We start from the raw sequence: 25652 nt of genomic DNA, 5'->3' as shown, positions 1-25652 counted from the left end.
CTGGTTAGTCCCCCCAGCGACTCTGAACGTCGAGCAGGAAATTTATCCCGGCGGGGGACAATTCATTTTCATCTGTCCCCCATTTCTTAGTATTCCAGAGCCGTAGGCAGAGGAACGACTGGTGAACATCAATCCTCAAGCCGCGTGCCCAATCGAGCGGAATGTCGGCTCCAGCTACTGTTCGTAAACCGTGCTCGTGGAGCGCAAGCTGAATCACCTCGTCCCTGAGGCCCATGGGCGGATAGCTTCCCGTCAACTCCCAGTGCACTTTGAGCTGTGTTCCAATTTGTACGCCTGGGTGCCCAGGCGATGCCAAACGGTCAGCGATATAGTGCCAGAGCATTGCGGGTTTGTTCACGAGCTTTCGACCCGCTGGCGTCAGGAGAAGCTTGTCCTTGCTTTTGCGTAGAAGTTTCCATTCCTGAAGCCGTTCGCGTACCACCCGAACGGGTGCAGCATGGCTCTCGGTCGAAACGCTCCCCTGCCAAGGTTCGGTCCATTCGAGGTCTGCCATTGCCCTCTTGACCACCACGGGCTTTAGGTAGCCCGCCGTCGTCAGCGGCAGCCCGTCCGGGTTTGCTTCATTCAAGAACCAAAGGATCGGTCCCAGGACGAATTCGATGTCGGCCTCTGTGGTCTCCGCCGGCCACAACCGCCGCGCCAATAGTTCCAACTGACGGTTGATGGCCGCCATATCAAAAGCACCTGGATCGAACTTTGAGATGCCCTCCTGGGTCACGAACTCCAGCCATTCCACGGCTTCCCGGTGCTCGGGATGCCCCGGAGTGCCAACGACTCGAACCACGTTGGCGTACCCCTGCACTCCCCCGGAGTCCTCGACAGGGCCGCGCATCGCCCCAGCCACGCAGGTGATCGCCGGCTTCTGCAAGACAGCCTGTCCCACAACCTCAATCTCGTGGGTCCAGCTGTCGCCGAAGTCGTATTCATACTCAAGATCAGACAAGCCCACAGCGGCAGGATCGAACAGCTCCAGCAGCCGCACGTTAGCTGCCACTTCAGCGCCTGCGGGGCCATCGCCGTCGTCGAGCGCGAAAATCAGGCGCTTCTTGCCGGACTTGTTGTGGCCCGCCAAGGCGTATAGATGCGAGTTCTTCCATCCGAAGGCGCATTGGATAGCCTCATGCAGCTCGGCAACGGTAGAAGACTCCGGAAGGACGAGTTGCCGCCAGATCAGGGGTTCAGTCTCGCTGATGGAAATGCGCAGCTCGATGGCCGCGACGGTGGTGGATGGCTGCATAACCGCCATTCTGCCAGTTGATTGGCCCGACAGGATTTCAGCACCCTGGTCACGTTAGGGGCGGGGTTGCTGCCGTCCCGGACGGACATGCGTCGTGCAGTTTCGGTGAACGGGACGTCCAAAGTAGGCCCCCGAAAACAGCGTCACACATTCGCCCTTTGGGGCACTACCCCTATATCCGGGGGTAGTGCCAACGAACGACGAGGACTTGCCTGTGATCACGCACTTCTACCCAGCCGCACTTCGAATCCTGACCTGCGTGGTTGCCGTCTGTTCGGCTATAGCAGCCACGCTACTTGGCACAGCGCCGCCGCCTGAGGGGCTGAAGGTGCTGGACCCCTCAGACTTACGGACGACGGCGGTAGTACTCACCATGGCGTTGGGTGTGGTTGCACCGGTGGCCATGATGATCATGGATCCGCTCAAGTGCCTGCTGCTGAAAGCCTGCGTGTTCACGGCGTCGGCCATGGGAAACGCCATGATGCTCAGCCCTCTGTTGGTGGTTCCGTTTCAGGAAACCCCTACGGCGATGGCGGTGACGTGTTCAATTGCCGTCACGCTCGCCAGCATCGTCACGTTCATGGAATCGGTGGAGCGCAGGAACGCGCGACGCCGGGCCAACACCTAGACGGGCACAGTCACCACTCATTTTTGGGCCTTTTTGGGGATGAACGCGTCCGCGCACCACCTAGTTTTGGAGTTTGAGCACCTAGAGGCCGAAATTCGCCCATAGTCTTCCTATGTGCCTCCGGAGCGGGGATCCCGATGTCCGGCGGGTAACCCCACCCGCTCCAGACGTAGGCGGCACTACGGCACGGCTCCACCTGACTACCCCCGGGTGGGGTCGTGCCCAGCCTGCCGGTTCAGCCGTTGAATCAGTTCCGGCGCAGCCGCAGAAAACGGTAAAGGATCCCGACGGCGAACATCAGGACACCCAACCCCACGGACAAGGGCGGCAAGGTGGTCACCAGAACCACGCACGCAATGGCGCCTGCCACCTGGAGTGCTTTCGGGTAGCGGCGATCTTCAGCGGGCTGCGTGAACGCGGCAATGTTTGCCACCAGGTAGTAGAGCAACACCCCGAAGGATGAGAAGCCAATTGCCCCACGTAGGTCTGCCACGGCAATGACCACACAGATCACCGCACCGATGGTGATCTCGGCTTTATGCGGAACCTTGTACTTGGGATGCACCGCGGCGAGGGCATGCGGCAAGTCATGTTCGCGGGCCATGGCCAAGCTGGTTCGGCCAAGGCCGGCGACCAGAGCCAAGAGCGCCCCCAGCGACGCAACGGCTGCACCGACGCGAACCACTGGCGCGGCCCATGCCAGCGACCCGTTTTCGACGGCAGCGGCCAACGGCGTCGGGTTTCCGGCCACGCCGTCGGGGTCGAGCGCCGCGAGCAGGGTGATAGCTACGGCTGCGTACAGAACCACGGAAATAGACAAAGCGATTATTATGGCGCGTGGGATGGTCCTGCGCGGTTCCCGCACTTCTTCTCCCATGGTCGCAATGCGCGCATACCCCGCAAAGGCAAAGAACAACAGCCCCGCCGATTGCAGGACGCCGTACCAGCCCTGCGCGAGCAGTCCCTCGCCAAGCACGTTGCCAAAGTCGGGCCCCGAGCCACCCCACACAGCAGTCAGCGAGACGGCCAGGGCAGCCAGCACAGCGATCACCAGCACACGCGTCAGACCCGCGGTTCGGGTCACGCCGTGATAGTTCACAGCGGTAAGAAGTACGACGGCGGCAATCGCCACCGGGCGTTCCCAACCTTGCGGGGCAGCATAGGCGGCGAACGTCATTGCCATGGCTGCGGCGCTGGCCGTCTTGCCGATGACAAATCCCCAGCCGGCAAGGAACCCGGGCCAGGGCCCCAGCCGTTCGCGACCGTACACGTATGTTCCGCCGGATGTGGGGTAGGCGGCCGCCAGCTGGGCTGACGAGGTGGCGTTGCAGAAGGCCACGAAGGCAGCCACGACCAGCCCGATCAACAGCCCCGAACCTGCAGCCGCGGCTGCAGGAGTAAACGCGGCGAAGACACCAGCACCGATCATGGACCCCAGGCCGATCAAGGATGCGTCGAAGGTACCAAGACGTCTGGCCAACGTGGGTGGCTGGTTCACAAAGGCCCTTTCAGCATCAGGGCTCCCGGCACTTGGGTGAGCGCCGGGAGAGGGACGCTGACAGCATATCCAGCGTTACTCGGGCGGCAGTGAATTCCTGGCGAGGATGAAGAGACTATTGCGCGAAGTTGCACCGGTCTTTCGCAAAGCGTTGGAAATGTGGTTCTCGACGGTTCTGGCACTGATGCCGAGTTGTTCGGCTATTTCCACGTTGGAGCGGTATCCGGCCAGCACGGCTATTTCGGTTTCCCGGTCCGTGAGGAGCAGCGATTTAACCGCGCTGAGGGAGACCGGTTCAAAAGCAGCCGGGAAGCTGGCCGCGAACTGTGAGGACGCCGTCGCCAGAAACTCCGCAGTGTCAGGGTTGCCTTCCAGAACCTGGCGTTTGAGGCCGCTCTGGAGCAACATGCCAACCTGGTACAGGTCGATGTCCGGTTCGTAGTTCTTCAACAAAGCGCTGAGCAACTCATGGTCTCCCTCCACGACAGCAGTTGCAATGGCCAGAAACTGTCCGTGAACGGTGATGTTGCTTTTCCTGAGAATCTTTTTCAGCAGGTCCAGCACGGGTCGCCCCGGACTCAGACAGGTGCAGAGCATCGCGGTCATCATTCCTTCCAGAATGTATCCGCTCTTAAGCTGGCGTTTGATCAGCTGTGAGGCCCGCCGGTCAAAACCCGCAGCGTGTGCGTTTCTGCTGGTTACCAGCACGTAAGCCCCTTTACCCACCCCCGGCAACGGGCCGACGTCGGGCACTTCCGACCGTGCCTGGGTGGCGATGGACAGTTCCGGCGCCGACGAGGACGTGGCGTGCCGCAGGCCTGCGAGACGCAGCATGGCGTCGTAGAGTACGTCCACCACGAACCCAGGCCGGCCCATCGCGAACACGCTGCTCATCAAGTATTCGGCTTCCTCGAAGTAGCCACGGTAGAGCAGCCCGTGCACCGCGATGTAACTGCTGGTGACGACTCCAAATTGGTCGAGGTTTTTGCGGGCTTCGGCACGCCAGTCCAACGCGAACACCAGCGATTCGTCGATCCTGCCATCGGCAAAGAGTGAGAATCCATTGATGAAGGGTCGTAAGTGCGGGAAAGTCTCGTCGTCTTTCGCGTCCTTGATGACCTTCAGGGCCATCGTCGGATTGAGGCGGTAAAGATGCATCAGGCCTTCGATCAGCTTGCCGATCCCCGGCACCTGGTCTGCTCCCGCCTCAAGCCGGGTCGGGGGGACACGACCGTGGGATCCACTGAAGAACAGCATTGCAGCGTCAGCGCCGGCCTTTAGTCCTGGATGCGCTTCACTCAAGTTCCTGAGCACCTCGACACCAGCGTTCAAACCCCTGCCCGTGTTGATGGCGAGGAGGGCCTTGGAGATGGTAAACAACAGCAGGTCCGAAGAGTCGGCGTCGTTGGTTGATGTTTCTGTACAGACGCGCTGGGCGCGCTTCACGTCCACAGGTGCGCCCCAATAGATGCGCAGCAGCGCGGCCGCATTGGCGACCGATTTGTCGGCTTCCCACCGTTCAAACCGCGTCCGCTCACGGACCGTGCTGTGTTCATGAAAGTGCCTGGCTGTGATGGCGTCATCGCTGCTCCGCTCCCGGCGGAGTGAGGTGAGCACACGGGAAAGACAGTCGGCGGTGGTAAAGGTAACTGCGGCCGGTGGCGTTGTCTCCAGCACACCAGCAATCCTGCTTCGCAGCAGGTGCCTATCCCTCAGGGATTTCTGGCCGCGGAAATAATCTGCCACGACAGGCGGGCTGACCGCCGCCGTGGGTCCGTTGTGGTGATCGTCCATAACGGACAGCAGCCCCTTGCGCTCAAGCGCATCCAGAACGTCGGGGTGCACGATCTTCTGTAGAACATCGATGCGGGCCGTACCCAGAATGGCCATCGTGTTCAAGCCCGTGAACTCGTCCGCGGTGAGCTCCGCCAACAAGGCCTCGATGGTTCCGCGCAGATGGTCGCTCCACAGCGTCTCACCGGTCATGCGCCACATCCCGCCGCGCCTGACCAACAGATCGCTTAGCGATGCGGTCTCTGCGATCTTCACTATGAGCCGTGGGTTTCCGGCAGCTTTGGTGAGAATCCGCGCTGTGGTGTCGGCGTCGGCTGATCCACCCAGGACTTGCGAGAGGAGGGTGTGGACTTGCTCGTAGTGAAGCGGGTCCAGCTGGAGGACGGCTTCCCGCCCGTGGTTGAGGACAGCGAGTTGGCCCTTTGAGAAGTTGAGCGTCTCCGGAGCCGTGGCGACCAACGGGCTGCTGGAACGGCTGCGGACGGCTTCCAGAACTGCCAGCGATTCGCTATCTACAAAGTGGATGTCATCCACTACCAGGACGTGTTTGCCGCTCACGGCCAAGCGGCTCGAAAGGACGTCAGCCAGATCCAGCACGCCGCTGCGGCCTGGACGCAGGTCCAGTCCCAGACTCTTGATGGCCGAGTAAGGGATGTTCTTGTGGGTCCGGAGACCAGCGATGACGTGGACAGTCGCGCCCGATTTCTCGAGGTTGGTGACGACGTTGCGCACTACAGAGCTTTTGCCACTGCCAGGTACCCCAACTATGCGCACACCAATGCCGTGCGCTATATAGTCCAGGACGCGCTGAACCTCTATATCGAACACCCGATCCAACCTTCTGCTTTTCTGCATGACCGACATTCGGCTCACCTCGCAGGCTAGATCTTGAACAGCGGACTAGGTGTTGAAAATGCCTTGCACAGGCGAGATCGGCCAAATCTAGGTGGTAATTGGGGCCAAGTCGGCTGGTTGGCGGCATCATCTAGGTGGTGGCGACGTACTTCGCGCTGGTATTTGGTGTTCGGGCAGGTCATCGGTACCCCTTGCGTCATGGTCTCTTGTTATCGACGCTACGGTCTGCGCGGGGAGAATTACATGGGTGTAATTCGCTATGTGGATATGTGTTCGAAGGAAGTTTTGGGAACTAGTACACATATTCCCAAATGAGGGCGACAAAAAAGCAGGGCCGGTCAGTGACCGGCCCTGCTTTTTGCGTTATCCGAAGACTAGATAGCCTGGATGTTTACTGCCTGGGGACCCTTGGGGCCCTGCTCGACGTCGAAGGAAACCTTCTGGTTCTCTTCGAGGGAGCGGTAACCCGAGGAGTTGATCGCAGAGTAGTGAGCGAAAACGTCCTGGCTGCCATCTTCAGGAGAGATGAAGCCGAAGCCCTTTTCGGAGTTGAACCATTTCACGGTACCTGTAGCCATTTTTTCAGTCCTTACTGAAGGTGGAGATGCTCCCGACTTTCGGGTCTCCGGTGTGGGGTGTTCTCCACCGTTACTTCAGAAGGTCGCGATCCGGAGGGATCGCGGGACTGCCTGAACTACCAAATGCCAAACACAACAACACCGTCAAGTCTACAGGGATTCGAGCGTATGGCTAGTGCTGGGAAATGTTTAATCCATCGGATGTTGCAAGGAAGGCCGCAATGCGCACAGTCCCAGGCCTTCTCCGGAGCCTCTGATAAGTGATCCGAGGCTGCAAGATATGACGGCATTCGCGTCACGACCCGGACTCGCCCCGCACTCCTCCTACAGGAGCACTGCGAGCGCCGAGGGGGCCAGCCACATTGAGTACCAACGAAATCCCGCGTGGCGGACCGCTGTCCGCTCCCACCCTCAGGAGCTTCGGTACCGGTCATGTGCTGCGGGACTTTGACCTGAAGGTGATCATGCAGATCTCCGGCTGCGAGCGCGGTGCACGGCGCCTGCTGCGCGGCGAACCATTGTCGACTGCCGACGTCGGGCCCCTCACCATGGCGAACCACGCGGCCCGCCACATGGGCTACTTGCCTCTGTTCGAGCTCGGCGGTCAGGGACCGTCGATCGGGCCGGAGGTGGAGGCTGTGCTCTGCGAACTGCTTGAAAAACCGGGGCGTGGCCAACAGATTTAGGGTCCACGATCCCCTGTCCGCGTGCCATGCCCGGGCGTAAAGTCCACTTCATGGGACGCATCCCGGACACGGTAGTCATCGGCGCAGGCCAAGCAGGCCTCACCACGAGTTACTGGCTGTCGCAGTTGGGCGTGGAGCATCAGGTTTTGGAGCGGCGGGATACTTTGGGCGGGGCGTTTCAGGACCGCTGGGACGGCTTTTACATGAACACGCCCAACCTTTCGCTGGACCTTCCGGGGATGCCGTTCGACGGCGGCGACCGGGACGCGTTCATCCCCCGGGACGCTGCGGTGAACCTTTTCAGGCACTATGCGGAGCTGGTTGCCGCGCCGATTCATACCGGCGTCGATGTGACTCGCTTGTCAGCCGCGCCGGACGGCGGGTTCCTGCTGGAGACGTCGCTGGGCAGTGTGCGCGCCGGGAAGGTGGTGTTGGCGACGGGCGCGTATCAGGTCCCCAAGACGCCAGCCGTCTCCGCAAAGCTGCCGCCGGGCGTGACCCAGCTGCACACGCACGACTACCGCAATCCTGAGCAACTGCCCGACGGCGCCGTGTTGATCGTGCGGACCGGGCAGTCGGGCGGGCAAATCGCCGAGGAACTCCACGACGCCGGCCGCGACGTGCACCTCGCCGTCTCCATCGTCCCCGAGGCGCCCCGCCGATACCGCGGCCACGACCTCATCTACTGGATGCTCGAAACCGGCAAACACGGACCCGACTACGGCATCCACGCCCTCACCCGCGAGGCCCTGCCCTCCCCCGCGTTGCGGTTTGCGCCCAATCCCTTGCTATCCGGCACCGACGGCGGCCACAGCATCCACCTCCGCAAACTCGGCCGCGGCGGCATGCACCTGCACGGTCACCTTGAAGCAATCGACGACGGCGACCTCACCTTTAGCGACGACCTCCCCGAACGCCTCGCAGCCGTTGAGTCCGCGTTTGGACAGCGGACAGGCAAAGCGATTGATGCTTACATCGCGGCGGCGGGGATCGATGCTCCCGCCCAGGAACCTTTGGAGGCCGATGACTGGCTGCCTGCGGAGCCGTCGCGAGTGAGCCTTGCGGAGGCGGGCATTACGTCGGTTCTGTGGGCCTCGGGTTACCAGCTGGACTTTGGGTTCGTGGACCTGCCCCTTGTGGACGAGTGGGGCTATCCGAAGCACTCACGCGGAGTCACGGAGTTTCCTGGGCTGTATGTGGTGGGGCTGCCTTGGTTGACCCGGCACTACTCGTCGATTGTTGGAGGCGTGGGGCTGGACGCAGAGTACGTGGCGGGGCGGGTTACTGGGGATTGACGGCATAAGGCTCGCTGCACGTCGCGGTTAGAGCAGGAGCTGATCGGCTGGGAGTGGGCGCTAGCGAGGCTTGCCACGGCCAACCTGACAGGCCACTAGCCCTTACGCGGCACCGTACAAATGCCGTACACTCAGAGCTGGAGGTAGGAATTATGGGGCTCCCAAAAAGCAGACGACTCGAGCTGCGCACGGACGAGAGCACGGACCAACTGATCTCTGAGGCCGCCGATCTTCTACACGTCTCAAAGACAGCGTTCGTCACCAACGCTGCACGACAAGCCGCAGAACGTGTAGTCGCTCGCGCGGATACCACTCTCATGGCGCCGGAGGTTTTTGACGCCATGATGGCTTCACTGGATGTTCCCGATGACTCTGCGGAACTGGAAAATCTGTCCAGGCTCCCGAGACTGATCCGTCGATGACTCAGCCAAGCTATTCCGTAGTCAAGTTGGCCCCCGGATTTGATCTGGGGGCCTTCGACTGCGGCGAAGAGGGCTACAACCTGTGGCTTACCCAACACGCCTCCAAGTCCATGGAGTCGGGCGCCAGCATGGTCTACGTCCTCATTGAGAGCCGAACCTCAACCGAGCAGAAAGTTGTAGGGTACTTCGCCATTTGTCCCACACTGGTGGTCCGCGATGACATGCCCAAGCCGATACAACGAAACCTGCTTCGGAGCACCCCGGCATGGCTGTTGGTAAAGCTGGCCCTGGACCGTTCTCTTCGTGGTGACGCTGAAAGGCAATGGGGGTGGCAACTGCTACGGGCCGCCCTCGAAACGATCGTTGAGGCGGCTTCGCTGGGAGGGGGGCAAGTCATAGTGGTCGACGCCGACAATTCTGGACTGATCGGCTGGTACTCCCGCCATGGTTTCATATCGACAGGGGGAGATAATCTCCGCCTCTATATGAAGGTTGCGACGGCATACAAGTATCTAGTGGATAGCTAGAGCAGGCCGATCCGGCCTCACCACTGGACGCGGAGTATGTGGCGGGCCGGGTTACTGGGGATTGACGTTGATGCGGTCCTGATTATGAACAGAGGGCGTTGCTGCTAACGTCTCGTCATGGCAGAAAGCCAGTCTTTTCGATCGGAATTGCGGCGCATCTATTGGACGCGCCAAGTTCTTCGCCTGCTTGTCGCTGTCTCCGGCGTCTGGCTGTTACTTGCCGCGTATTCATCCTTGTCAACGCCGCGGGACATTCGCGACTTCGGTACGGGGTCCGTCGGAACCGTCGTACAGGGGATATTTGGCGGGCTCTGGATCGCCATTTGGCCACTTGCCGTCTTCATTGCGTTGTTGCTGCTTGTAGCTACCCTCTTTCGGACAAGCGATGTTCGCCGTCGAGATCCGCAACGAAGGTTCACGCGGTATCAGCGTCGCGAAGGAATGCTTCGAGCTGGCGGCCTATGCGAACTGGAATCGGGTTACCGCAGGCGCTGCACGCGAACTGCCGAACACGGAGATCACTTCTATCCCTGGTCCAAAGGTGGAGCAACCTCGCTCCGAAACTTCGTTGCCGCTTGTAGCCACTGCAATCGGCGTAAGAGCGCCCGCATCCCAAGCCCTGGGATGTTGACGCGCCTCGAACGACGGCGTGCAACCTATGTAGCGACTAATACTGCGGTTCCTGTGGGCGAACGACGCAGGCTTCGATCGGCGTAACCACAAACCATGTCAGGCTGCCCGTTTGGCAGACTTTACGCTTGATCAATCTCCGCCATGTTCCCTACAGCCGGAGTCCCCTCAACCAGTGCGTAGCGTTGCATCACTGCGCCCTTGGGTGAGGCCACCACGGGTTCGATCAGCCGTAGGTTCGTTGGCACCACCCCATCGGCGAACACTTTCTTCCCGTGGCCCAGGAGGATCGGATAGACCCACAGGTTGAGCTGATCGAACAGGCGCTCAGCGAAAAGGGTTTGGACGAAGTCGAGGCTGCCGATGACGTGGATGTTCTGGTGCTTGTCACGGAGTTCCCGCAGTTCGGCTACCGTGTCGGCGCCGAGCAACGTGGAGCCCTCCCACTCAAGCTGTGGCGATTGGCGCGAGGCCACATACTTCGGAAGCCGGTTGAACAGCTCGGCGATTTCGCCACCCTGGTGCGGCCAGTACGCGGCGAAGATGTCATAGGTCCGCCGCCCAAGGAGCAGCGCGTCCATCCCCGCCATGCCGGAATCGATCTGTTCGCCGACAACCTCGTCAATCAGGGGCGCCTGCCAACCACCAAAGACGAAGTCATCGGTGGGGTCTTCCTCCGGGCCGCCGGGCGCCTGCGCGACGCCGTCGAGCGTGGTGAACAGGTCAATGTGGATCAGTCCCATGTCGGGTTCCTTCCGCGCTGCCCGTCGTCACCCCGGCGACAGGATCAAGTCGAGGGTTCCACAGGAGGCGCGCCCAATCAATGGGCAACTGGGAGAAGAACGACGGCGGCACAACAGTTGGCGCGTCACGAACCTACGGTCGTGGCCACCTAAGACATGGAGGGGATAGCTGGGTCCGGGCGCAAAAGTAAGCCCAGGAATAGCGGACAGACGAGAGAGATGGGAGGAACGCTTGAAATCGCTTGTTCCGTTCTACAGCTCCTGGGCAAGCAACGACTGGAAGGCTCTTGGATACCCGTCGCCGGAAGTAGCCCGATTCTGGGACACGCGTTCATGCGGTGTGGCGTGTTTGCGCATGGCGTATGGCTACCTCGCCCCGAGCGACAGATTGTTGCCCGCTGCCCTCACGGAGGAGCTCCTCCGAATTGGCGCTTACTCAGAGGCAAGCGGGTGGAGTCATCTGGGCTTGGCTCGTCATGCCCGAAACCGCGGTTTCAGTGCCCAGCTTCTGAGGATTCCACGGCCTGACGATCTCTGGGCTGCCGTTACGGCTCCTGGCATCCTGATTATCTCGATTGGTTCTTCCTTTGAAACCGAGGGCTCCGCTGGCCACCTCGCCGTGGTTGCCGGCTTCTCAGAATCCGGTGACGTCATTGTGCATCGGCCATCCAGCCAACATCCGAATGAGGGTCGGGGTTTGCACGTGGATCCCGACTCATTTTGGACGCACTTTTCGGGCAGGGCCATCCACATCGGCCACAAGCATTCCTCGTAGCTCCGGACGTTGGGCGATTGGCAGCCTACACGCCGCCCCTCATCTTCTCCGCGCCCTGGCGCCGCTCAAGAATCACCCAAGCCACCGTCGTCGGGGCCCCGATCAGCACGAGGAGTGCCATACTCCAGAACCCGTCAATCATTCTGGTGAATTGCAGAGTCAATATGGCTACCAGCAGGACTGAGGCGGCAATGTTCAATACGCGGATCTTGCGCGTAGTAGTCATTTTCAAGATCGTTCCCCCTACGACGTCGTCCAAGAAGCCTAACGTCATCCGGGGAAAGCAACGACTTTCTAGGCTTCCTTCAAGTCCAGCTGGGGTGCCGGCCTGCGGAACCCACGAGTCAGGTAGGCGAGCCACACTAGGCCGACCGCAGCCCAAGCCAGACCGAAGCCGATCGACAATCCGCTCAGACTCGTCCACAACCAAACCGTCAGCGCGAACCCAATAGCGGGAAGGACCAGGTTGTGCAGTACTCCCCTGGCTCCGCGGGCCTTCTGGTCGAAGAAGTAGTGCTTGATGACCGCCAGGTTCACCACCGAGAACGCAACGAGCGCACCGAAGCTGATCAGCGACGAGATAGTCAGAAGGTCCAAAACGAAGGCCAGGAGAGAAACGGCCGAGGTCAGAAGGATCGGCAGTACGGGAGTGCGGAATCGTTCGTGCAAGCGACCCAAAGCTGCCGGGAAGACCCCGCTGCGACCCATCGAATGAATGATGCGCGACACCGATGCCTGGGACGTAAGAGCCGACCCGAGGCTGCCGGCGATGTATGCGGCGGTGAAGAAAGCGACCAACAGATTTCCACCCGCTGCGCCAATCACTTCAATCGCGGCAGCGTCGACGTCGTTAAAGGTGCTGACCGGGAGAACGAGGTGGCTGATGTACGCGAGCCCAAGGAAAATCACGCCAGCGAGGACCGTGGTGATCATGATGGCACGGGGAAGGTTTCGCTTCGGGTCCTTCGTCTCTTCGGCAAATGTCGAGACAGCGTCGAACCCCAGGTAGGAGAGGCAGAGGATGGCGGAGCCGGCGAAGATCGGCGAGAGGCCATCGGCGCCGTCGACGCCGGTGAAGGGCGCCAACAAGTCGACGGTGCCCGCGCCGGTGATGGACGAGAGTCCCAGGGCGACGAACAGAACTATGAACAGCCCCTGCAGTCCGACGACAACGACGTTTGCCTTGGCGATCGCCGTGATGCCGAGAATGTTCAGCACCGTCACCGCCGCGATTGAGACGATCATGAATACCCAGGCAGGGATCGCGGGGAAGGCAGCTTCCATGTAGATACCGATGAGGAGGTAGTTGATCATCGGGAGCAACAGATAGTCGAGGAGGAGCGACCAGCCGGCCATGAACCCTAGTCCGGCTCCGAAGGATCGGGTTGCGTATGTGTACGCGGATCCCCCGAACGGGAATGCTTGTGACATCCGGCCATAAGAGCGGGCGGTGAACAGCATGACTACCAAGGTCACGGCGTAGGCGGCGGAAAGGCGGCCGCCGGTCAGCTCGACGACGATGCCGTAGGTGCTGAAGATCGTCAGCGGCACCATATAAACCAAGCCCAGCAGGACCAGCGATGGAACGCCAAGGACGCGGCGCCAGCCTTGGGCGGTTGGCTGGTCGGATGTCGGCCCCACAGGCTTCTCGCCTGCTGGTGTGTCTGTATTGAATGTCGGGGTCATGGGGATCCTCGGTCGTGATGCTGACGTGTGCTTGAAGCTGCGACGTTGCAGAACTTCGTAGCAGCGACCGGATCTGCGGGGTGGCCGAGATCCTGAAGTGCTTGGGGGCGGCTGGCGAGTTCTGGGTGGAGGTCGCAGGCCACATGAAGAGGAAATGAACAGCGTTCATTTATTGTGACGGTGAGGCGGGTCACAGTCAATATGTGACGGGCTATGTAACGGCCCGTTGAACGAGGTCTACCCCGAGCGGCGTCATGCCGAAAACCGAGTGACGGCGACGCAAATCGTTGACGCCAAATCCTGGCGTCCTCCAAACACTTGAGTCAAAGCCCCACCCCAACCGCCCTTGTCACTGTGCTCTTCCGAATCCCGAGACATAGATCCCCAACATAAGTGTCAGGAAGAGTCGTTTCGTGACGCGGATCTTCGTATATTTTGGACATTAGATCGTCGGCGCCTGCGCCAGTACTCAGACGATCCGCCGCTTCGTGTTCTCAGGCCGTAGCCGGCAACAAAAGGGACAAAACATTGGGGCTTATTGTGGGGGCATTGACGGAGCTGACCGATCCATCAGCAATTTCGAAAGCAATCGATGAGTTCAGGGCACTTGGGCGGGAGGCTTTCCTAGCAAAGCATGGTCAACAACCGTCGGTGCGCTACTTCGCTGAAGCCGACGGCACCCTGATCGACTCCAAACCGCTCTTGGCCGTTGCGTACGGGATCCAGCATCCCGAGCGAGGACCTTTGTCTGTCCGCCTATTCTCGGGTGGAGAACAGACTCGCAGAGCATTGAGACAGTTCGGGATCGAGCTCGTCGCAAAGACCGGAGACACGCCGGCGCGGGTGTATGGCGACATCCCGGATTGTCCCCCTGGGACAGCGTTCAGGGACCGGCGCGAAGCATACGAAGCCGGCGTTCACAGGACGACGCAGGCAGGCATCGCTGGCCAGGCAAGCGGAACACAATCCATCTGCCTTTCCGACGGATACTCAGATGACGCGGTTCAGGGCGACCTGATTACTTACACCGGCTTTGGTGGTCGCGATGCCAGCACGGGCCGGCACATAGCGGATCAGAAGCTGGAAATGGGCAACCTTGGCCTGGTCGAGAATTACAAACTTGGCAGGCCTGTACGGGTCCTGGTCAAAGAGTCTGTGCTCACACGCAGAAAGTCCAGCCACGAGTACATATACCTGGGGCTGTTCACCGTCACCAGCTGGGGCTGGGGTACGCGAGAGGGATGGAAAGTACTCATCTACCAACTCCGGGCAGTTGCTGGCGAAAGTCTCATCCCCTCCGAGGTTGCCATGTCACTCGTCCGAGGAGAAGACGTGGCGCCGGCTCGCCGCAGCATGCACGTAAATCAAATCATCCGCGACTACGGCGTAGCTGAGTCGGTGAAACGCTTATACGACAACACCTGCCAGATCTGCAGCACAAGGCTTGTCACAGCTGCGGGACCATATTCCCAGGGGGCACACATCCGCCCCCTAGGGATCCCCCATAACGGGCCCGACACCTTGGAAAACATCCTTTGCCTCTGTCCCAACTGTCACGCTCTCTTTGACGGACATGCTCTGACGGTTCGGCCAGACGGCACGGTCATGAATCTTGGGATTGCGACAGGAAAGCTCAAGGTGGCGGAGTCACACAAGTTAAACTACGAACACCTTGCTTATCAAGAGCAGTTTTCGGCGGCAAAGTCTGCACATGCCGCCACGGTACGTCGGGAGGCGGATCGCGGAGTCTAGTTCTGGCGGGCATATCGCGGTTACCGCACGGCTGAAGGGTGTTTTCCGCCGCGGTTCGTGCGGACCAATCGCAATTATCCGGCATTCTGCTTGCCCGTTCCCTGCCGAAGATATTTCTAACAACCGCCCCATCCAGAAGCGGGGCGTCCCCAGCGGGCGCCTAGCTCCAGCGACTCCGAGCACCCTCGTCATAGCTGACCACCCATCGTCACCTCCTACCCACACAACCGGTCCTGCACCTCCATCAGCGCCGACAGTATTTGGCTGCTCATCAGATCACGCTCGTACAACGTGCCAGGGTTCTGACGCGGCGACGGCTCAGGAGCAGGGGAAACAGTCATCGTTGCTTCGTACCGCCCGTCGCTGGAACTTAGTGCGATGGTCCGGAAGTCGAGGAAACCGCCCTTGGCGAAGAAACGGGGCGCTCCCGAGCAGTCCGGGGACCACTTGAACACCCCCAGTGCGAAGGAACCGATGACAGCCTTCTTCATCTCCGCCAAAGCGCCGGCGGAGATGAGCCGGCCACCAAACAGGGCAGCCATGAAGTCGTTGATGTCGGACATGGTCGAGACCACACTTGGCATCGGTGACCCGAGTCGCTCCAGGGCGGTGCCGCCCGAGACCCGCTTGCCCTCAATGCTGACGTAGCCATGAAGCAAGTCGGGCGCGTCCGGCGCCTCCTCGTCGATGGTGGTGTGGGTCAGCCCCAAGGGGTTGATGATGTCATCGCGAAGTATCTGCGGGTAGCTCTTGCCGCGGAACTTCTCCAGAATCAGTCCAAGCGCCAGGTTGTTCGAGTCCGAGTACTGGAATAGCCCAACAGTTCGTGCTTCCCAAGGCAACGTGCCGGCCAGCCTCAAAGCTTCAAGCGCAGTCAGCCCCTGGTTGGAACCGGACACAAAGTCATCCAGGCCCCGGAACATCACGTCACCGTAGGACGGCATTCCCGAAGTGTCGGAGAGCAATTGCCGCAAAGTGATCGGGACAGGAGGCTCGAGGCCAACCCCGAAACCCTTCAACAGCCCATTGACAGGGTCATCCAGACCGATCAATCCATCGTCAACGAGTTTCAGTACAGAAACCGCTGTCATGGTCTTGGTAACACTGGAAACCGGGACTCGATCCTGCGGCTGGGCTGGCTCCCTGGTGTCAAGGTCGCGGACACCGTAAGCCTTCGACCATTCACCGCCCGGCCAGCGCACCTGCGCGAGGACGGCCACAGCGTCCTGGGCCATGAAGGCCTGCATCGCGTACTCGAGCGAGGCGATCGCCTCGGCGTCACGGAACGACGACGGCGGCGACGAGGGTGAGGGCGACGGCGACGGGCCCGGCGATGTGCACCCCGCCAGAACCGTCGCAACCAGAAATGCAGTCAACCGAATCAACCAGCCCCGGCGGCTCATAGAAACACCAACCTTGACCAAATGTCAGACCTCGGAGCCAGCTCCGGCCCCGGCTTACGACTGGCCGATGGGCGCTGATTCCTGGATACGGCTCAAGGCCGCCACAAATCATAACCGCACGCCCTTTCAGCGATGCAGCTACGTTGATCGTCCTCCCACGCCACCCGCTGGACAAGTCTCAGCCTCAGCTGAGCGCTTCCGCCTTCACCAGCTGCCGCCTACCCGCATCAGCCGCGGCCCGCTGCACCAGATACACCGAGGCCAGCACCAACAACGCGCCCACCAACTGCCACCCGGACAACGCCTCCCCCAGGAACACGAAGCCCAGGACCGTCGCGACCAGCGGGCTCAGGAATCCAAGGAACGAGACCACCACTCGGCAGCCTCTGAATCCCCCGGAACCACACCGAGTAAGCGACCAAGGCGCCGATAACGCTGAGGTAAGCAAAGCCCGCAACGTTAGGCAAGGTGACCGACGTCGGAAGTCCTTCAATCACCAGCGTCACCGGCAGAAGCATCGCCCCGCCCATCGCCAACTGCAGGCCCGTAAACCCAAGCAGCCCCACGCCGTCGGGCCTCCCCCAGCGTTTGGTGAGAACAGTGCACGAACAGTGGCTGAATCGACCCGACCAACGCCGCCACCCCACCAGGCAGTTGGTAGGCGGTGAAGAACAGGAGGAAGAAGAACAGCCCGATATTGAGTGCGCCGAGAGCAGCGGCTCTGAACCACCAACTCCCCCGTGGCCAGGTGCGGGTTGCGAGCATCAGGACGATGCCCGCCGGCAAGGCCCGCACGGTCGCTGCCAGGAGCGGCCGGTCGGCGGGACCCCTGGACGGCTCGCCAGCCTGGCCATGATCGGTTCCGCAGCCATGACCAACCGCGTGGACCGCCTGGTCAACCGTGGGCTGATTCACCGCGATACCAACCCCCGAGAATCGCAGGCAGCTCCTGGTCAGCCTCACCCCTGAGGGACTCGCCCTAGTTGAGGAAGTAGTCGAGTATCACGTGGAGAACCAGCAGAAGATGCTCGACGGCCTTTCCAAAACCGAACGCGAGCAGCTGGCGAACCTCCTGCGGAAGTTCCTCCTGGCAAACAACGACGGCGAACCTTCCTAAGGCGCCAGCCTCACCCATGCAAGGATGAGGCGTGGACACTTCCCCTGAACAACTGGCGATCGCCATCGGAAAGGCCATGAGCGGCGGCGCCGGCACTTCCTACGACGCACACTCCTATGCCAAGGTGGGGGGCACGTGGAACGATACTCCATCTCGGTGAACCCCAGAGGTTTCACCTGGTCTGCCACACGGTTGTCGGACGGAAGCACCCAAAGCTTTGATCCGCGGACGCTGACTCTTGACACTGACGCGGGCCAGCTGGTCGTCCCGATAGAGCAAATCCCACGCTCTTTTCCTGAGTCCGTTCAGTTGGCTTTCCCGCTCTCCCTTCCCATTTGGGGCCGGGACGCGGACAGCTATCACCCGATGGCAGTGGAAGAAAACGGCCCGGACACCACCCTACTCATGAGGCACCGCACTGAACCCGACGATCTTCGGATCCCTCACGTTCGAAACCGAAAGCGGTGTCGCGAAAAGCTACTTCACGCCCAGCGAGATCCGGAAGCTGGAGCGCGAGTCAAAACCAGACGACGACGGAATCGATTTCGGATTCGTGTCTGGCCTCGGCCGATGTAGTGATTTTCGCATTTATGGGCGGACACACGTGAAGGCCCGCAAGCCTCGGCCTGCGGGTCTTCACGTTGCCGAAGAACGTTACAACTGCGCTGCACTGGGCACGGTAGTCATTGGCCTTCCTTACGATGCGGCGAAAAGCTCCCGTAAGTTGTCAGCCAGTGATACATGCCAACCGTCACCGCAACACTCAAAAGTGGAACAACGATGAGGGACCAAGCCTGCCCTCTCAGAAGCAACGAACATGTTATTGCCAGCACGCTTCCGAGGCCCACGACAGTCACACCCGCATGTCCTGCTTTGAAGGGAATCCACCGCCAAATCCCGTAAAAGGATGCCACCCAAACGAGGAGGACTATTAGAAGAATTCCGGCGAGGAATACGACAGGTTTGGGAAGGATACCCACTGTTGATACACCAGCACCCAGAATCAACGACAAGAAAAGCGAATATTGCTTAGTCCTGGTCATGTTCGTTAGTCCGTCAGCAACCCCTGTTAAAGTCAATGACCATTCCCGCCAAGCCAAGACCGAGAGCGCAACCGAATGCCGCCGGAGGATAGGCAGCGAAGGGGCCACAGAAGGCAGCATTAAAGGCAAACCAGGCCCAGAATGCTGCCCAAGCAGACGGGCACTGCGGTAAGGATCCCAAGCCAAAGGTCGTGAGATCGCCGGAAGTAGCTTGGTCCGGCTGGAAAGCCTCTTTGTGGACGATCATCGTTACCCAGTTGCTTGATCCTGAAGCAGGTTGAACTTTGTATTCAACGATCTTCCTCTCCATCAGATCGACCATCCCATTCAACGCATCAGTCGGCATTGATGCCGCTAATCCATCAATTTGCATGCTTCGGTCAAGACCTTTGAAACTGGTCACATACTTCAAAACGGCTTTGGAAGACGAGATCAGTTTCACCCGCGCATCGAAGCCGATGGGGTCTACCTCCCGAGCTTTATCGATCGCCTGAAAAAGCGCCTTCGACGCCAACCGATCAGGATTGGCGACGAGGGTCGTCGTACTGACTGTCTTGTCATCATGCGATTTTTTTGGACTTGTAGTAGCCGCTTGAGCGCCGAGAGGTACGGACGCCAGAAATGTGGCAGTCGCCAGAAGGACTGTTGCGGACTTTAGAATCCTGCGCCTCCAGGTGAGAGCCTGCTTGCGGCGGCCGGACGGGACTGCTTCGATCTTACTGATGTAATTCAGGACCATCATTGCTCCTAATCAAGAACGATCTTGCTTTGACTCGCACAGCCTCCACCCGAAAACTGCCGTCTAGGTGTTGAATTGCGCAAACTAGGTGGTCGATGACTCAAATTAGGTGCTCAAATGCCCAAAAATGAGTGCTCATTAGAGTCGTCTAGGGGTCGACGAAGCACGTTCAGCAATTCGCCGATAGCAGGCAGCTAACGATTCAGACACCACTTCGCCATCAGATCGACCGCCGTCGCGACCTCTTTGAGTTACGGCTTGCTCAGAGCGCGTGGACCAACCCATCCCACCTTGACTGAAAATTCAGTCAGGATTACAGTTGTCACCAACGCATCGAGTGATGCAGCTCACGAAAGGCTTGCAATGATCAGCACGCGCATTCGCAAAGACGCGGATTCCGCCGGTGCAACATCCGCGCAGAAAGACCGCTTTGGCCGCATTGAGTCGGCCGGCATCGAGTACATTCCCGACGACCAACGCACCTCCCGTCCCCGGAACCTCTTCACAGTGTTCTTCGGCGGCAACTTCGCTTTTTCCGTCATCGTTTTCGGCTGGCTTCCCATCACCTTCGGTCTGGACTTCGTCGGAGCAGCGACGGCCAGCCTCACCGGGCTCATTGTGGGCACAGCCCTCATCGCCCCCATGGCCCTGCTGGGACCCCGGACCGGCACCAACAACACCGTTTCAAGCGCCGCGCACTTCGGTACGCGCGGACGGTTGATCGGTTCAGGACTTACTCTTTTGTTCGCGCTGGCCTACGCGGCCATCGCGGTTTGGACCTCCGGTGACGCCCTGGTCGCTGCGGCCGAACGGCTGTTGGGGATACCTATCGACGGCACCACCCTGGCAATCGGCTATGCAGTGATCTCCCTGGAAATCGTCCTTGTAGCCCTCTTCGGCCACGGAACAGTGGTGGCCATGCAGAAGTTCGTGGCGCCCGTCGTCGGCATTCTGCTGCTCATCGGCGTCGTCGCTTTTGCTCCGACCTTCAGCCCCACGAACGTGCACGCGGACTTTCTCCTGGGCGACTTCTGGCCCACATGGATCCTGTCCGCCGTCATTTCCGTGGGAGGGCCGTTGTCCTACGCGCCAACTCTGGGCGACTACAGCCGTCGGATCTCCCGGAAGGACCACTCGGACCGTTCCGTTGTCGCTGCCACCTGCCTCGGCGTCTTCCTTGGCCTGTTTGTCACAGCGCTTTTCGGCGCTTTCACGGCGTCGGCCATCCCCGAGCTTGGTGGTTCCTACGTCGCCGATCTGGTGAGGTCGGCCCCGGCCTGGTACCTGCTGCCGATCCTCATCATCGCGTTGGCGGGCGGTCTCGGCCAGGGTGTGCTCAACCTGTACGCCAGCGGCTTGGACCTCGAAGCCCTTTTCCCCCGCCTGCGCCGCATCCACACCACCCTCATCACGTCGGTCATCGCCGTCGGACTGCTTTACCTGGGGGTGTTCGTCTTCAACGCGGTGGACTCCATCACCGCCATGACGCTGGTGCTCAACGGGTTCGCCGGGCCGTGGGTGGCCATCAACGTCCTGGGGTTCCTGCTGGTCCGTCGCGGCAAGTACCACGCCAAGGATCTCCAACTGTTCCGCGCCAACGGCCCGCGTGGTCGGTACTGGTTCAGCAACGGCTGGAACCTGCGCGCCGTCATTCCGTGGGCCATCGGCTCAGCGTTCGGCCTGCTCGCAACCGACACGTCCCTTTATACCGGGCCGCTCTCGCAGCTCGCCGGGGGCATCGACCTCAGCTTCATCGGGTCCACGCTGATAGGCGGTGCCGGCTACCTGCTCGCCGAATGGATCTGGCCGGAAGCTGCCCTCAGCACCGAGTCCGCACAGGCAGGAGGTGAGCACGTATTACTGTCAAACCATGAGTGAAAAATTAGTCAGGATCCTCAACGCCGCCACCACATGCATCGCCCGGAGCGGCGTGCGGGGAATGCGGGTCAACGATGTCGCTGCAGAGGCCGGAGTTTCACCGGGCCTGCTGTACTACCACTTCACTGACCGGGCCGGTCTGCTTGCCGCAACGCTGGAACACATCAACAAGCAGGTCAGCAAGGACGACCCCTCCTCCCCCAACACCGTGGATCCTTCCCGCCACGTCCGGCACCTCCTCCTTGACGAAATCAAGGACGACGCCGACGTCCGCAGGAATTCAGTGGCCTGGAACGAACTCAGGGCCTGCACCATCTTCGAACAGGAACTGGCAGAGCCGCTGTCCCGGACCACCACGGAGTGGAACCGGGAAATCGCACAGGCCCTGGCCGCCGCCAACGAAGGCACCAGCGAGGAAGAAGCCGCAGTGACCGCGGAGATCCTCACCAGCCTGGTCGAGGGCATCTCCGGCCGCTGGCTCAACGGATTCATCACCACCGAGCACGCCCGTTCGCTGCTGACCACCGCAATTGACTCACTCACCGCAACACGCCCCGCGAGCCCCCAGGAAACTGCCACACAGGGGCTGGGCAAATGAACCTCCCACACATCAAACGACGCGATTCCGCCGGAATCGAACCATCATGCAAGGACCCCTAGGGTCCCGTTAGGACGCACCACCATGGACCTCATCGTCAACACCGAACCGCCCGTATCCTTCGCCCGCAACCAGGAAACCACCCGGAAGCCGCTCCGCGTGGCCCTGGTCCAGCACCACTGGCGGGAAGACCCAGCAGAACTCACCTCGGTGCTCACCCAGGCGATCGGCAAAGCGGCCGACGCCGGTGCTGCCGCCGTCTTCCTGCCGGAACTCACCCTCTCGAAATACCCGGCAAACGTCCGGGCCGACAAGAACCCGGGCCGGAATGCCGAAGACCTGCTCACCGGCCCCACCTTCGAGTTCGCCGCCAACGCGGCCCGCACCCACGGCGTCACAGTCCACGCATCCCTCTACGAGCGAGCAGACGCAAGCGACGGCCTGGGCTTCAACACCGCCATCCTCGTCTCACCCCAGGGCGAGCTGCTCGCACGAACCCGCAAGACCCACATCCCGGTCAGTGCGGGCTACTACGAGGACACCTATTTCCGGGCCGGCCCGGCCGAGGACGCCTACCCGGTGTACCGTCCAGCGGAACTGGACCATGCCGCCGTCGGACTTCCCACCTGCTGGGACGAATGGTTCCCGGAGGTCGCGCGGCTGTATTCACTGGGCGGTGCCGAAATCCTGGTCTACCCCACCGCGATCGGCTCTGAGCCCACCTTCCCGGAGTTCGACCACCAGCCGCTGTGGCAGCACGTCATCACCGGGCACGGCATTACGAACGGCACGTTCATGGTGGTCCCCAACCGGACCGGCGACGAAGGCGACATCACCTTCTACGGGTCCTCGTTCATCTCCGACCCCTACGGCCGCGTCCTGGTCCAGGCACCGCGGGACCAGGAAGCCGTGTTGGTGGCCGACCTCGATCTGGATCAGCGCAAGGACTGGCTGGATCTGTTCCCGTTCCTGACCACGCGTCGTCCGGACACGTACGCCGAACTCACCCGCGACGTCGACTTCGACCACCCGCACGGCGCCACCTCTGCCGCCCAGACCACGGGCCGGCCATGAGCTGGATGATGCCGAGCGAGACGGCCCGCCAGGAACGAGTCTGGATGGCGTTCCCGCCGGAGCGCTCTTCGATCGGAAACACTGCGGAGGAAACCCACGAGGCCCGGACCGCCTGGGCCGCCGTGGCTCACGCCGTGCTGGAATTCGAGCCCGTCACCATGGTGGTGGACCCGCCGGATGTAGAGATCGCGCGGACCTACCTCTCGCCGGAGATCGATCTGGTGGCAGCGCCTCTTGACGATGCGTGGATGCGGGACATCGGGCCCACCTTCGTGATCGGCGACGACGGCAGGCTGGGTGGGGTGGACTGGGTCTTCAACGGGTGGGGCCAGCAGGACTGGGCCAGCTGGGACAGGGACTCCCAGGTCGGCGAGCGAGTAGTGCGCCAGGCTGGGGCCGAGTTGGTCCAGAGCCCGTTGGTCAACGAAGGCGGCGGGATCCAGGTGGACGGCCTCGGAACGGTGTTGGTCACCGAGACCGTGCAGCTGGACAAGTTCCGGAACCCCGAGCTGAGCAAGGCCGACGTCGAAGCCGAGCTGGCCCGAACCATCGGCGCCACGCACGTCATCTGGTTGCCGCGTGGATTGACCCGCGACGCGCAGGATCTGGGAACGCGCGGGCACGTGGATATCGTCGCCGCCATCCCATCGCCCGGCGTCCTGCTGGTCCACTCCCAACGCAACCCTGCCCACCCGGACTTCGAGGTCACAGCGGGCATCATCGCGATGCTCGCCCGGACCCGGGACGCGCAGGGACGTGCGTGGGACATCGTGGAAGTACCAGCCCCTGAGACGCTTCGCGACGAGCTCGATTGGGTGGACTACAGCTACATCAACCATCTTGTGGTCAACGGTGGCGTGATCGCCTGCAGCTTCGATGACCCTGCCGACGCCAAAGCCCGGAGGATCCTCGAGCAGGCCTATCCGGGACGCAAAGTTGTCACCGTGGACGCCCACGCGATCTTCGCCCGGGGCGGCGGTATCCACTGCATCACGCAGCATCAACCGGCCGTCTGATGTAGCCGCGGCAGCCCGCCGTCGTGCCTAAAAGCACGACGGCGGGCTGCTGGCGTTAGCGGACCTGGCACCTTCCCCCACCCCAAAGAATCAGTGTGGGCCGCGCTGACGACGCCGGAACTCCTCGCCCGCTGGTGGGCCCCCGGGGACATCGCGCCCGTCGTGGGGCACCGGTTCACCATGGACATGGGCGCCTGGGGCCAGCAGCAGTGCGAAGTCACCGCCGTCGAGCCTGGTGAGTCGATCACTTTCGTCTTCGCCGAAGACACCTTGGATACGACCATCAACTGGACGCTGGAAACGGTCGACGCCGGGACCACACTTCACTGCGAACACGCCGGCTTCAACCTGGACTCGCCCATGGGACGCCAGGCCATCGAGGGCATGGGGAACGGCTGGCCGGGCCTGCTCGCGCGGATCGAGCAGGTGCTGGTGAGCGTGGGCTAGGGATCGCCGCGGTGACGGGTTCCCGCCTATAGCTCGAAGTAGGTGGAGAATCACTCGTATGGGTGGATCTATGTATCAAGCGGCAAACGACTATTCAGTATCGGAGGATGCCCGTCGAGCTCGCAGCTCCCGCGCGGAGGAATTCGGCCAGTTCGCCTACGGATTCTCTGCTACCGCGCCGAGCCCGCTCTCCATCTCGGGTCCATCGGAAGTCGAGACAGGGCTCGTGGTCGATGCACGCTTCGACCATCCGCCTATTGAAAGTGAAACCAGCCCACCGACAGAATGGCTGGTCACCCTCAAGCCCGTTCTCAACCATCCACTGGGTGCCGGGCAGCTTATTGACCTTCTAGCCAAGGAACTTGTTCGATTTGGTCTTGGTCAAATGGTTGCCACGAATCCCACGGAACTGCTCCGGGCACTCGCCAGCGCCAGCGCCCAGCCGACGTCCATAGCCATCAACGGCGTCGCAACCGTCGGGTGGAGTCTTGAACTTCCTGAAGTCCGGGGGTTAGTCGCCGGTTCCCATGGTCGGGTGTTCATGTGGCTCGCCACGCGAGTCCCATCAACTCCCACGCTCTTGGTCACGAAAGACCTGAGCTCATATGTGCGGGCACTGCTCGGCACCTAGACCGGCTGCTACATTGCAGGGAAACAGCAGGTTCAAGGGGGAACGGCATGGAAGCTCTGCAGTTGTTACCAGCGATCCTGGCGGGAGCCGCCGCACTCTTTGTCGTGGGATCGATCATTTGGGGCTTGTTCGATATCCTCGGCGAAACCCGCCTGACTCAAACCGCCAGGGTGCTCTGGGTCCTCCTGATGTTCGCGGTCCCGCTCTTTGGAATTCTGGCCTGGCTGTTTGCGAAGCCCCGGCTGTCCACTTTGCCTCGCTAATACCTAGGTGGGGATGCGTGAGCGCTCATTTTGGGGGCTTTTTGGGTGTTTCAGCACCTAGACGGACCGGATCACCACCTAATTTGGGCCAGATCAGCACCTAGATTGGGCCTTTTCAGCACCTAGTTTGGCTGTACCGCCACCTAGTGTCGGTGGTGTGGGGCATGCTTGGTTGCGGTCGCACAGCTCGCCGGGACACCGGCGTGTGACCGGTCAGTCATAAAAGATTCAACAGCTTGTTAGTGCATCGACTGGACTTAATAAACGGTTTTCAGGATGCTGTTAAGGTGCTCCGGCACCGCCGACCGATGATCAA

Annotated in this window: 24 protein-coding genes and 2 pseudogenes; 16 read left to right on the top strand and 10 right to left on the bottom strand. The window is 61.1% G+C overall.

The window, feature by feature from the left end; genetic code table 11:
• Positions 1-4 precede the first annotated feature (4 nt).
• Positions 5-1258, bottom strand: a complete 1254-nt coding sequence (locus ACFUOZ_RS18145; RefSeq protein WP_377550640.1) for a plasmid pRiA4b ORF-3 family protein — start codon at positions 1256-1258, stop codon at positions 5-7.
• Positions 1259-1445: 187 nt separating this feature from the next.
• Here ACFUOZ_RS18145 and ACFUOZ_RS18140 point away from each other — a divergent pair, with 187 nt between their 5' ends.
• A complete protein-coding gene (locus ACFUOZ_RS18140) occupies positions 1446-1886 on the top strand; it encodes a hypothetical protein (protein WP_377550638.1) in 441 nt (146 codons plus the stop codon).
• A gap of 247 nt (positions 1887-2133) precedes the next feature.
• Here ACFUOZ_RS18140 and ACFUOZ_RS18135 read toward each other — a convergent pair whose 3' ends face one another.
• The 3 genes from ACFUOZ_RS18135 to ACFUOZ_RS18125 all read right to left on the bottom strand — a co-directional run bounded on the left by ACFUOZ_RS18135 (position 2134) and on the right by ACFUOZ_RS18125 (position 6611).
• A complete protein-coding gene (locus ACFUOZ_RS18135; RefSeq protein WP_377550636.1) occupies positions 2134-3384 on the bottom strand; it encodes an APC family permease in 1251 nt (416 codons plus the stop codon).
• 75 nt (positions 3385-3459) lie between these two features.
• The gene (locus tag ACFUOZ_RS18130; RefSeq protein ID WP_377550634.1) at positions 3460-5910 is read right to left on the bottom strand and encodes a LuxR C-terminal-related transcriptional regulator; all 2451 of its coding nucleotides are present in this window, start codon (positions 5908-5910) and stop codon (positions 3460-3462) included.
• A gap of 497 nt (positions 5911-6407) precedes the next feature.
• The gene (locus ACFUOZ_RS18125; protein ID WP_011773907.1) at positions 6408-6611 is read right to left on the bottom strand and encodes a cold-shock protein; all 204 of its coding nucleotides are present in this window, start codon (positions 6609-6611) and stop codon (positions 6408-6410) included.
• A gap of 362 nt (positions 6612-6973) precedes the next feature.
• Here ACFUOZ_RS18125 and ACFUOZ_RS18120 point away from each other — a divergent pair, with 362 nt between their 5' ends.
• The 5 genes from ACFUOZ_RS18120 to ACFUOZ_RS18100 all read left to right on the top strand — a co-directional run bounded on the left by ACFUOZ_RS18120 (position 6974) and on the right by ACFUOZ_RS18100 (position 10258).
• Positions 6974-7297 carry a hypothetical protein gene (locus tag ACFUOZ_RS18120; protein WP_377550632.1) on the top strand — a complete coding sequence of 108 codons (324 nt, stop codon included), beginning with the start codon at positions 6974-6976 and terminating at the stop codon, positions 7295-7297.
• Positions 7298-7347: 50 nt separating this feature from the next.
• Positions 7348-8592, top strand: coding sequence for a flavin-containing monooxygenase (locus tag ACFUOZ_RS18115; RefSeq protein WP_377550630.1), 1245 nt, complete (start codon positions 7348-7350; stop codon positions 8590-8592).
• Between the two features lie 152 nt (positions 8593-8744).
• A complete protein-coding gene (locus ACFUOZ_RS18110; RefSeq protein ID WP_377550628.1) occupies positions 8745-9014 on the top strand; it encodes a DUF1778 domain-containing protein in 270 nt (89 codons plus the stop codon).
• The gene (locus ACFUOZ_RS18105; protein WP_377550626.1) at positions 9011-9541 is read left to right on the top strand and encodes a hypothetical protein; all 531 of its coding nucleotides are present in this window, start codon (positions 9011-9013) and stop codon (positions 9539-9541) included. The genes ACFUOZ_RS18110 and ACFUOZ_RS18105 overlap by 4 nt, the downstream gene beginning before the upstream one ends.
• Before the next feature lie 117 nt (positions 9542-9658).
• Positions 9659-10258, top strand: a complete 600-nt coding sequence (locus ACFUOZ_RS18100) for an HNH endonuclease (RefSeq protein WP_377550624.1) — start codon at positions 9659-9661, stop codon at positions 10256-10258.
• 35 nt (positions 10259-10293) lie between these two features.
• Here ACFUOZ_RS18100 and ACFUOZ_RS18095 read toward each other — a convergent pair whose 3' ends face one another.
• The 3 genes from ACFUOZ_RS18095 to ACFUOZ_RS18085 form a co-directional block, all read right to left on the bottom strand.
• A complete protein-coding gene (locus ACFUOZ_RS18095) occupies positions 10294-10914 on the bottom strand; it encodes a dihydrofolate reductase family protein (protein ID WP_377550622.1) in 621 nt (206 codons plus the stop codon).
• 800 nt (positions 10915-11714) lie between these two features.
• Positions 11715-11915: a hypothetical protein gene (locus ACFUOZ_RS18090; RefSeq protein WP_377550620.1), complete on the bottom strand. Its 201-nt coding sequence runs from the start codon at positions 11913-11915 to the stop codon at positions 11715-11717.
• Between the two features lie 68 nt (positions 11916-11983).
• Entirely contained in the window at positions 11984-13375 is a 1392-nt protein-coding gene (locus ACFUOZ_RS18085; RefSeq protein ID WP_377550618.1) for an APC family permease, read from the bottom strand.
• A gap of 549 nt (positions 13376-13924) precedes the next feature.
• On the opposite strand from ACFUOZ_RS18085, the gene ACFUOZ_RS18080 reads away from it, so the two are divergent.
• Positions 13925-15127: a YDG/SRA domain-containing protein gene (locus tag ACFUOZ_RS18080; protein ID WP_377550616.1), complete on the top strand. Its 1203-nt coding sequence runs from the start codon at positions 13925-13927 to the stop codon at positions 15125-15127.
• A 215-nt stretch (positions 15128-15342) separates the two neighbouring features.
• Here ACFUOZ_RS18080 and ACFUOZ_RS18075 read toward each other — a convergent pair whose 3' ends face one another.
• Together ACFUOZ_RS18075 and ACFUOZ_RS18070 are read right to left on the bottom strand one after the other, a co-directional pair.
• A complete protein-coding gene (locus ACFUOZ_RS18075) occupies positions 15343-16503 on the bottom strand; it encodes a serine hydrolase domain-containing protein (protein WP_377550614.1) in 1161 nt (386 codons plus the stop codon).
• Between the two features lie 211 nt (positions 16504-16714).
• Positions 16715-17048 (bottom strand): annotated as a pseudogene (locus tag ACFUOZ_RS18070) (EamA family transporter).
• Here ACFUOZ_RS18070 and ACFUOZ_RS18065 point away from each other — a divergent pair.
• Positions 16999-17499, top strand: a complete 501-nt coding sequence (locus ACFUOZ_RS18065; protein ID WP_377550750.1) for a hypothetical protein — start codon at positions 16999-17001, stop codon at positions 17497-17499. The pseudogene ACFUOZ_RS18070 and the gene ACFUOZ_RS18065 overlap by 50 nt on opposite strands.
• A gap of 179 nt (positions 17500-17678) precedes the next feature.
• On the top strand, positions 17679-17807 hold the full coding sequence (locus tag ACFUOZ_RS18060; RefSeq protein WP_377550612.1) for a hypothetical protein: 129 nt from the start codon (positions 17679-17681) through the stop codon (positions 17805-17807).
• An 896-nt stretch (positions 17808-18703) separates the two neighbouring features.
• Here ACFUOZ_RS18060 and ACFUOZ_RS18055 read toward each other — a convergent pair.
• The gene (locus ACFUOZ_RS18055; RefSeq protein ID WP_377550610.1) at positions 18704-19432 is read right to left on the bottom strand and encodes a hypothetical protein; all 729 of its coding nucleotides are present in this window, start codon (positions 19430-19432) and stop codon (positions 18704-18706) included.
• Between the two features lie 360 nt (positions 19433-19792).
• On the opposite strand from ACFUOZ_RS18055, the gene ACFUOZ_RS18050 reads away from it, so the two are divergent.
• The 7 genes and pseudogenes from ACFUOZ_RS18050 (at position 19793) to ACFUOZ_RS18020 (ending at position 25336) form a co-directional block, all read left to right on the top strand.
• Positions 19793-21307 (top strand): purine-cytosine permease family protein, encoded by a 1515-nt coding sequence (locus ACFUOZ_RS18050; protein WP_377550608.1) that lies wholly within the window; start codon positions 19793-19795, stop codon positions 21305-21307.
• Positions 21300-21905 (top strand): TetR/AcrR family transcriptional regulator, encoded by a 606-nt coding sequence (locus ACFUOZ_RS18045; protein ID WP_377550606.1) that lies wholly within the window; start codon positions 21300-21302, stop codon positions 21903-21905. The genes ACFUOZ_RS18050 and ACFUOZ_RS18045 overlap by 8 nt, the downstream gene beginning before the upstream one ends.
• An 84-nt stretch (positions 21906-21989) precedes the next feature.
• Entirely contained in the window at positions 21990-22979 is a 990-nt protein-coding gene (locus ACFUOZ_RS18040) for a nitrilase-related carbon-nitrogen hydrolase (protein WP_377550604.1), read from the top strand.
• Positions 22976-23995: an agmatine/peptidylarginine deiminase gene (locus tag ACFUOZ_RS18035; RefSeq protein WP_377550602.1), complete on the top strand. Its 1020-nt coding sequence runs from the start codon at positions 22976-22978 to the stop codon at positions 23993-23995. The genes ACFUOZ_RS18040 and ACFUOZ_RS18035 overlap by 4 nt, the downstream gene beginning before the upstream one ends.
• 90 nt (positions 23996-24085) lie before the next feature.
• Positions 24086-24442 (top strand): annotated as a pseudogene (locus ACFUOZ_RS18030) (SRPBCC domain-containing protein); the annotation flags it as partial.
• A 58-nt stretch (positions 24443-24500) separates the two neighbouring features.
• Positions 24501-25073 (top strand): hypothetical protein, encoded by a 573-nt coding sequence (locus ACFUOZ_RS18025; RefSeq protein ID WP_377550600.1) that lies wholly within the window; start codon positions 24501-24503, stop codon positions 25071-25073.
• Positions 25074-25120: 47 nt separating this feature from the next.
• A complete protein-coding gene (locus tag ACFUOZ_RS18020; RefSeq protein ID WP_377550598.1) occupies positions 25121-25336 on the top strand; it encodes a PLDc N-terminal domain-containing protein in 216 nt (71 codons plus the stop codon).
• Positions 25337-25652 lie beyond the last annotated feature (316 nt).

The organism is Paenarthrobacter sp. NPDC057355, assembly GCF_042667405.1.
GTDB lineage: Bacteria > Actinomycetota > Actinomycetes > Actinomycetales > Micrococcaceae > Arthrobacter.
Note: the sequence above shows the minus strand (reverse complement) of the source record. Positions and strands in the feature narration are given on the sequence as shown.

Excerpts from the sequence above, each read along its gene's own strand:
- ACFUOZ_RS18145 (WP_377550640.1), bottom strand. The coding sequence starts at position 1,258 with ATGCAGCCATCCACCACCGTCGCGGCCATCGAGCTGCGCATTTCCATC.
- ACFUOZ_RS18125 (WP_011773907.1), bottom strand. The coding sequence starts at position 6,611 with ATGGCTACAGGTACCGTGAAATGGTTCAACTCCGAAAAGGGCTTCGGC.
- ACFUOZ_RS18115 (WP_377550630.1), top strand. The coding sequence starts at position 7,348 with ATGGGACGCATCCCGGACACGGTAGTCATCGGCGCAGGCCAAGCAGGC.
- ACFUOZ_RS18110 (WP_377550628.1), top strand. The coding sequence starts at position 8,745 with ATGGGGCTCCCAAAAAGCAGACGACTCGAGCTGCGCACGGACGAGAGC.
- ACFUOZ_RS18105 (WP_377550626.1), top strand. The coding sequence starts at position 9,011 with ATGACTCAGCCAAGCTATTCCGTAGTCAAGTTGGCCCCCGGATTTGAT.
- ACFUOZ_RS18100 (WP_377550624.1), top strand. The coding sequence starts at position 9,659 with ATGGCAGAAAGCCAGTCTTTTCGATCGGAATTGCGGCGCATCTATTGG.
- ACFUOZ_RS18095 (WP_377550622.1), bottom strand. The coding sequence starts at position 10,914 with ATGGGACTGATCCACATTGACCTGTTCACCACGCTCGACGGCGTCGCG.
- ACFUOZ_RS18090 (WP_377550620.1), bottom strand. The coding sequence starts at position 11,915 with ATGACTACTACGCGCAAGATCCGCGTATTGAACATTGCCGCCTCAGTC.
- ACFUOZ_RS18085 (WP_377550618.1), bottom strand. The coding sequence starts at position 13,375 with ATGACCCCGACATTCAATACAGACACACCAGCAGGCGAGAAGCCTGTG.
- ACFUOZ_RS18055 (WP_377550610.1), bottom strand. The coding sequence starts at position 19,432 with ATGATGGTCCTGAATTACATCAGTAAGATCGAAGCAGTCCCGTCCGGC.
- ACFUOZ_RS18050 (WP_377550608.1), top strand. The coding sequence starts at position 19,793 with ATGATCAGCACGCGCATTCGCAAAGACGCGGATTCCGCCGGTGCAACA.
- ACFUOZ_RS18045 (WP_377550606.1), top strand. The coding sequence starts at position 21,300 with ATGAGTGAAAAATTAGTCAGGATCCTCAACGCCGCCACCACATGCATC.
- ACFUOZ_RS18040 (WP_377550604.1), top strand. The coding sequence starts at position 21,990 with ATGGACCTCATCGTCAACACCGAACCGCCCGTATCCTTCGCCCGCAAC.
- ACFUOZ_RS18035 (WP_377550602.1), top strand. The coding sequence starts at position 22,976 with ATGAGCTGGATGATGCCGAGCGAGACGGCCCGCCAGGAACGAGTCTGG.
- ACFUOZ_RS18025 (WP_377550600.1), top strand. The coding sequence starts at position 24,501 with ATGGGTGGATCTATGTATCAAGCGGCAAACGACTATTCAGTATCGGAG.
- ACFUOZ_RS18020 (WP_377550598.1), top strand. The coding sequence starts at position 25,121 with ATGGAAGCTCTGCAGTTGTTACCAGCGATCCTGGCGGGAGCCGCCGCA.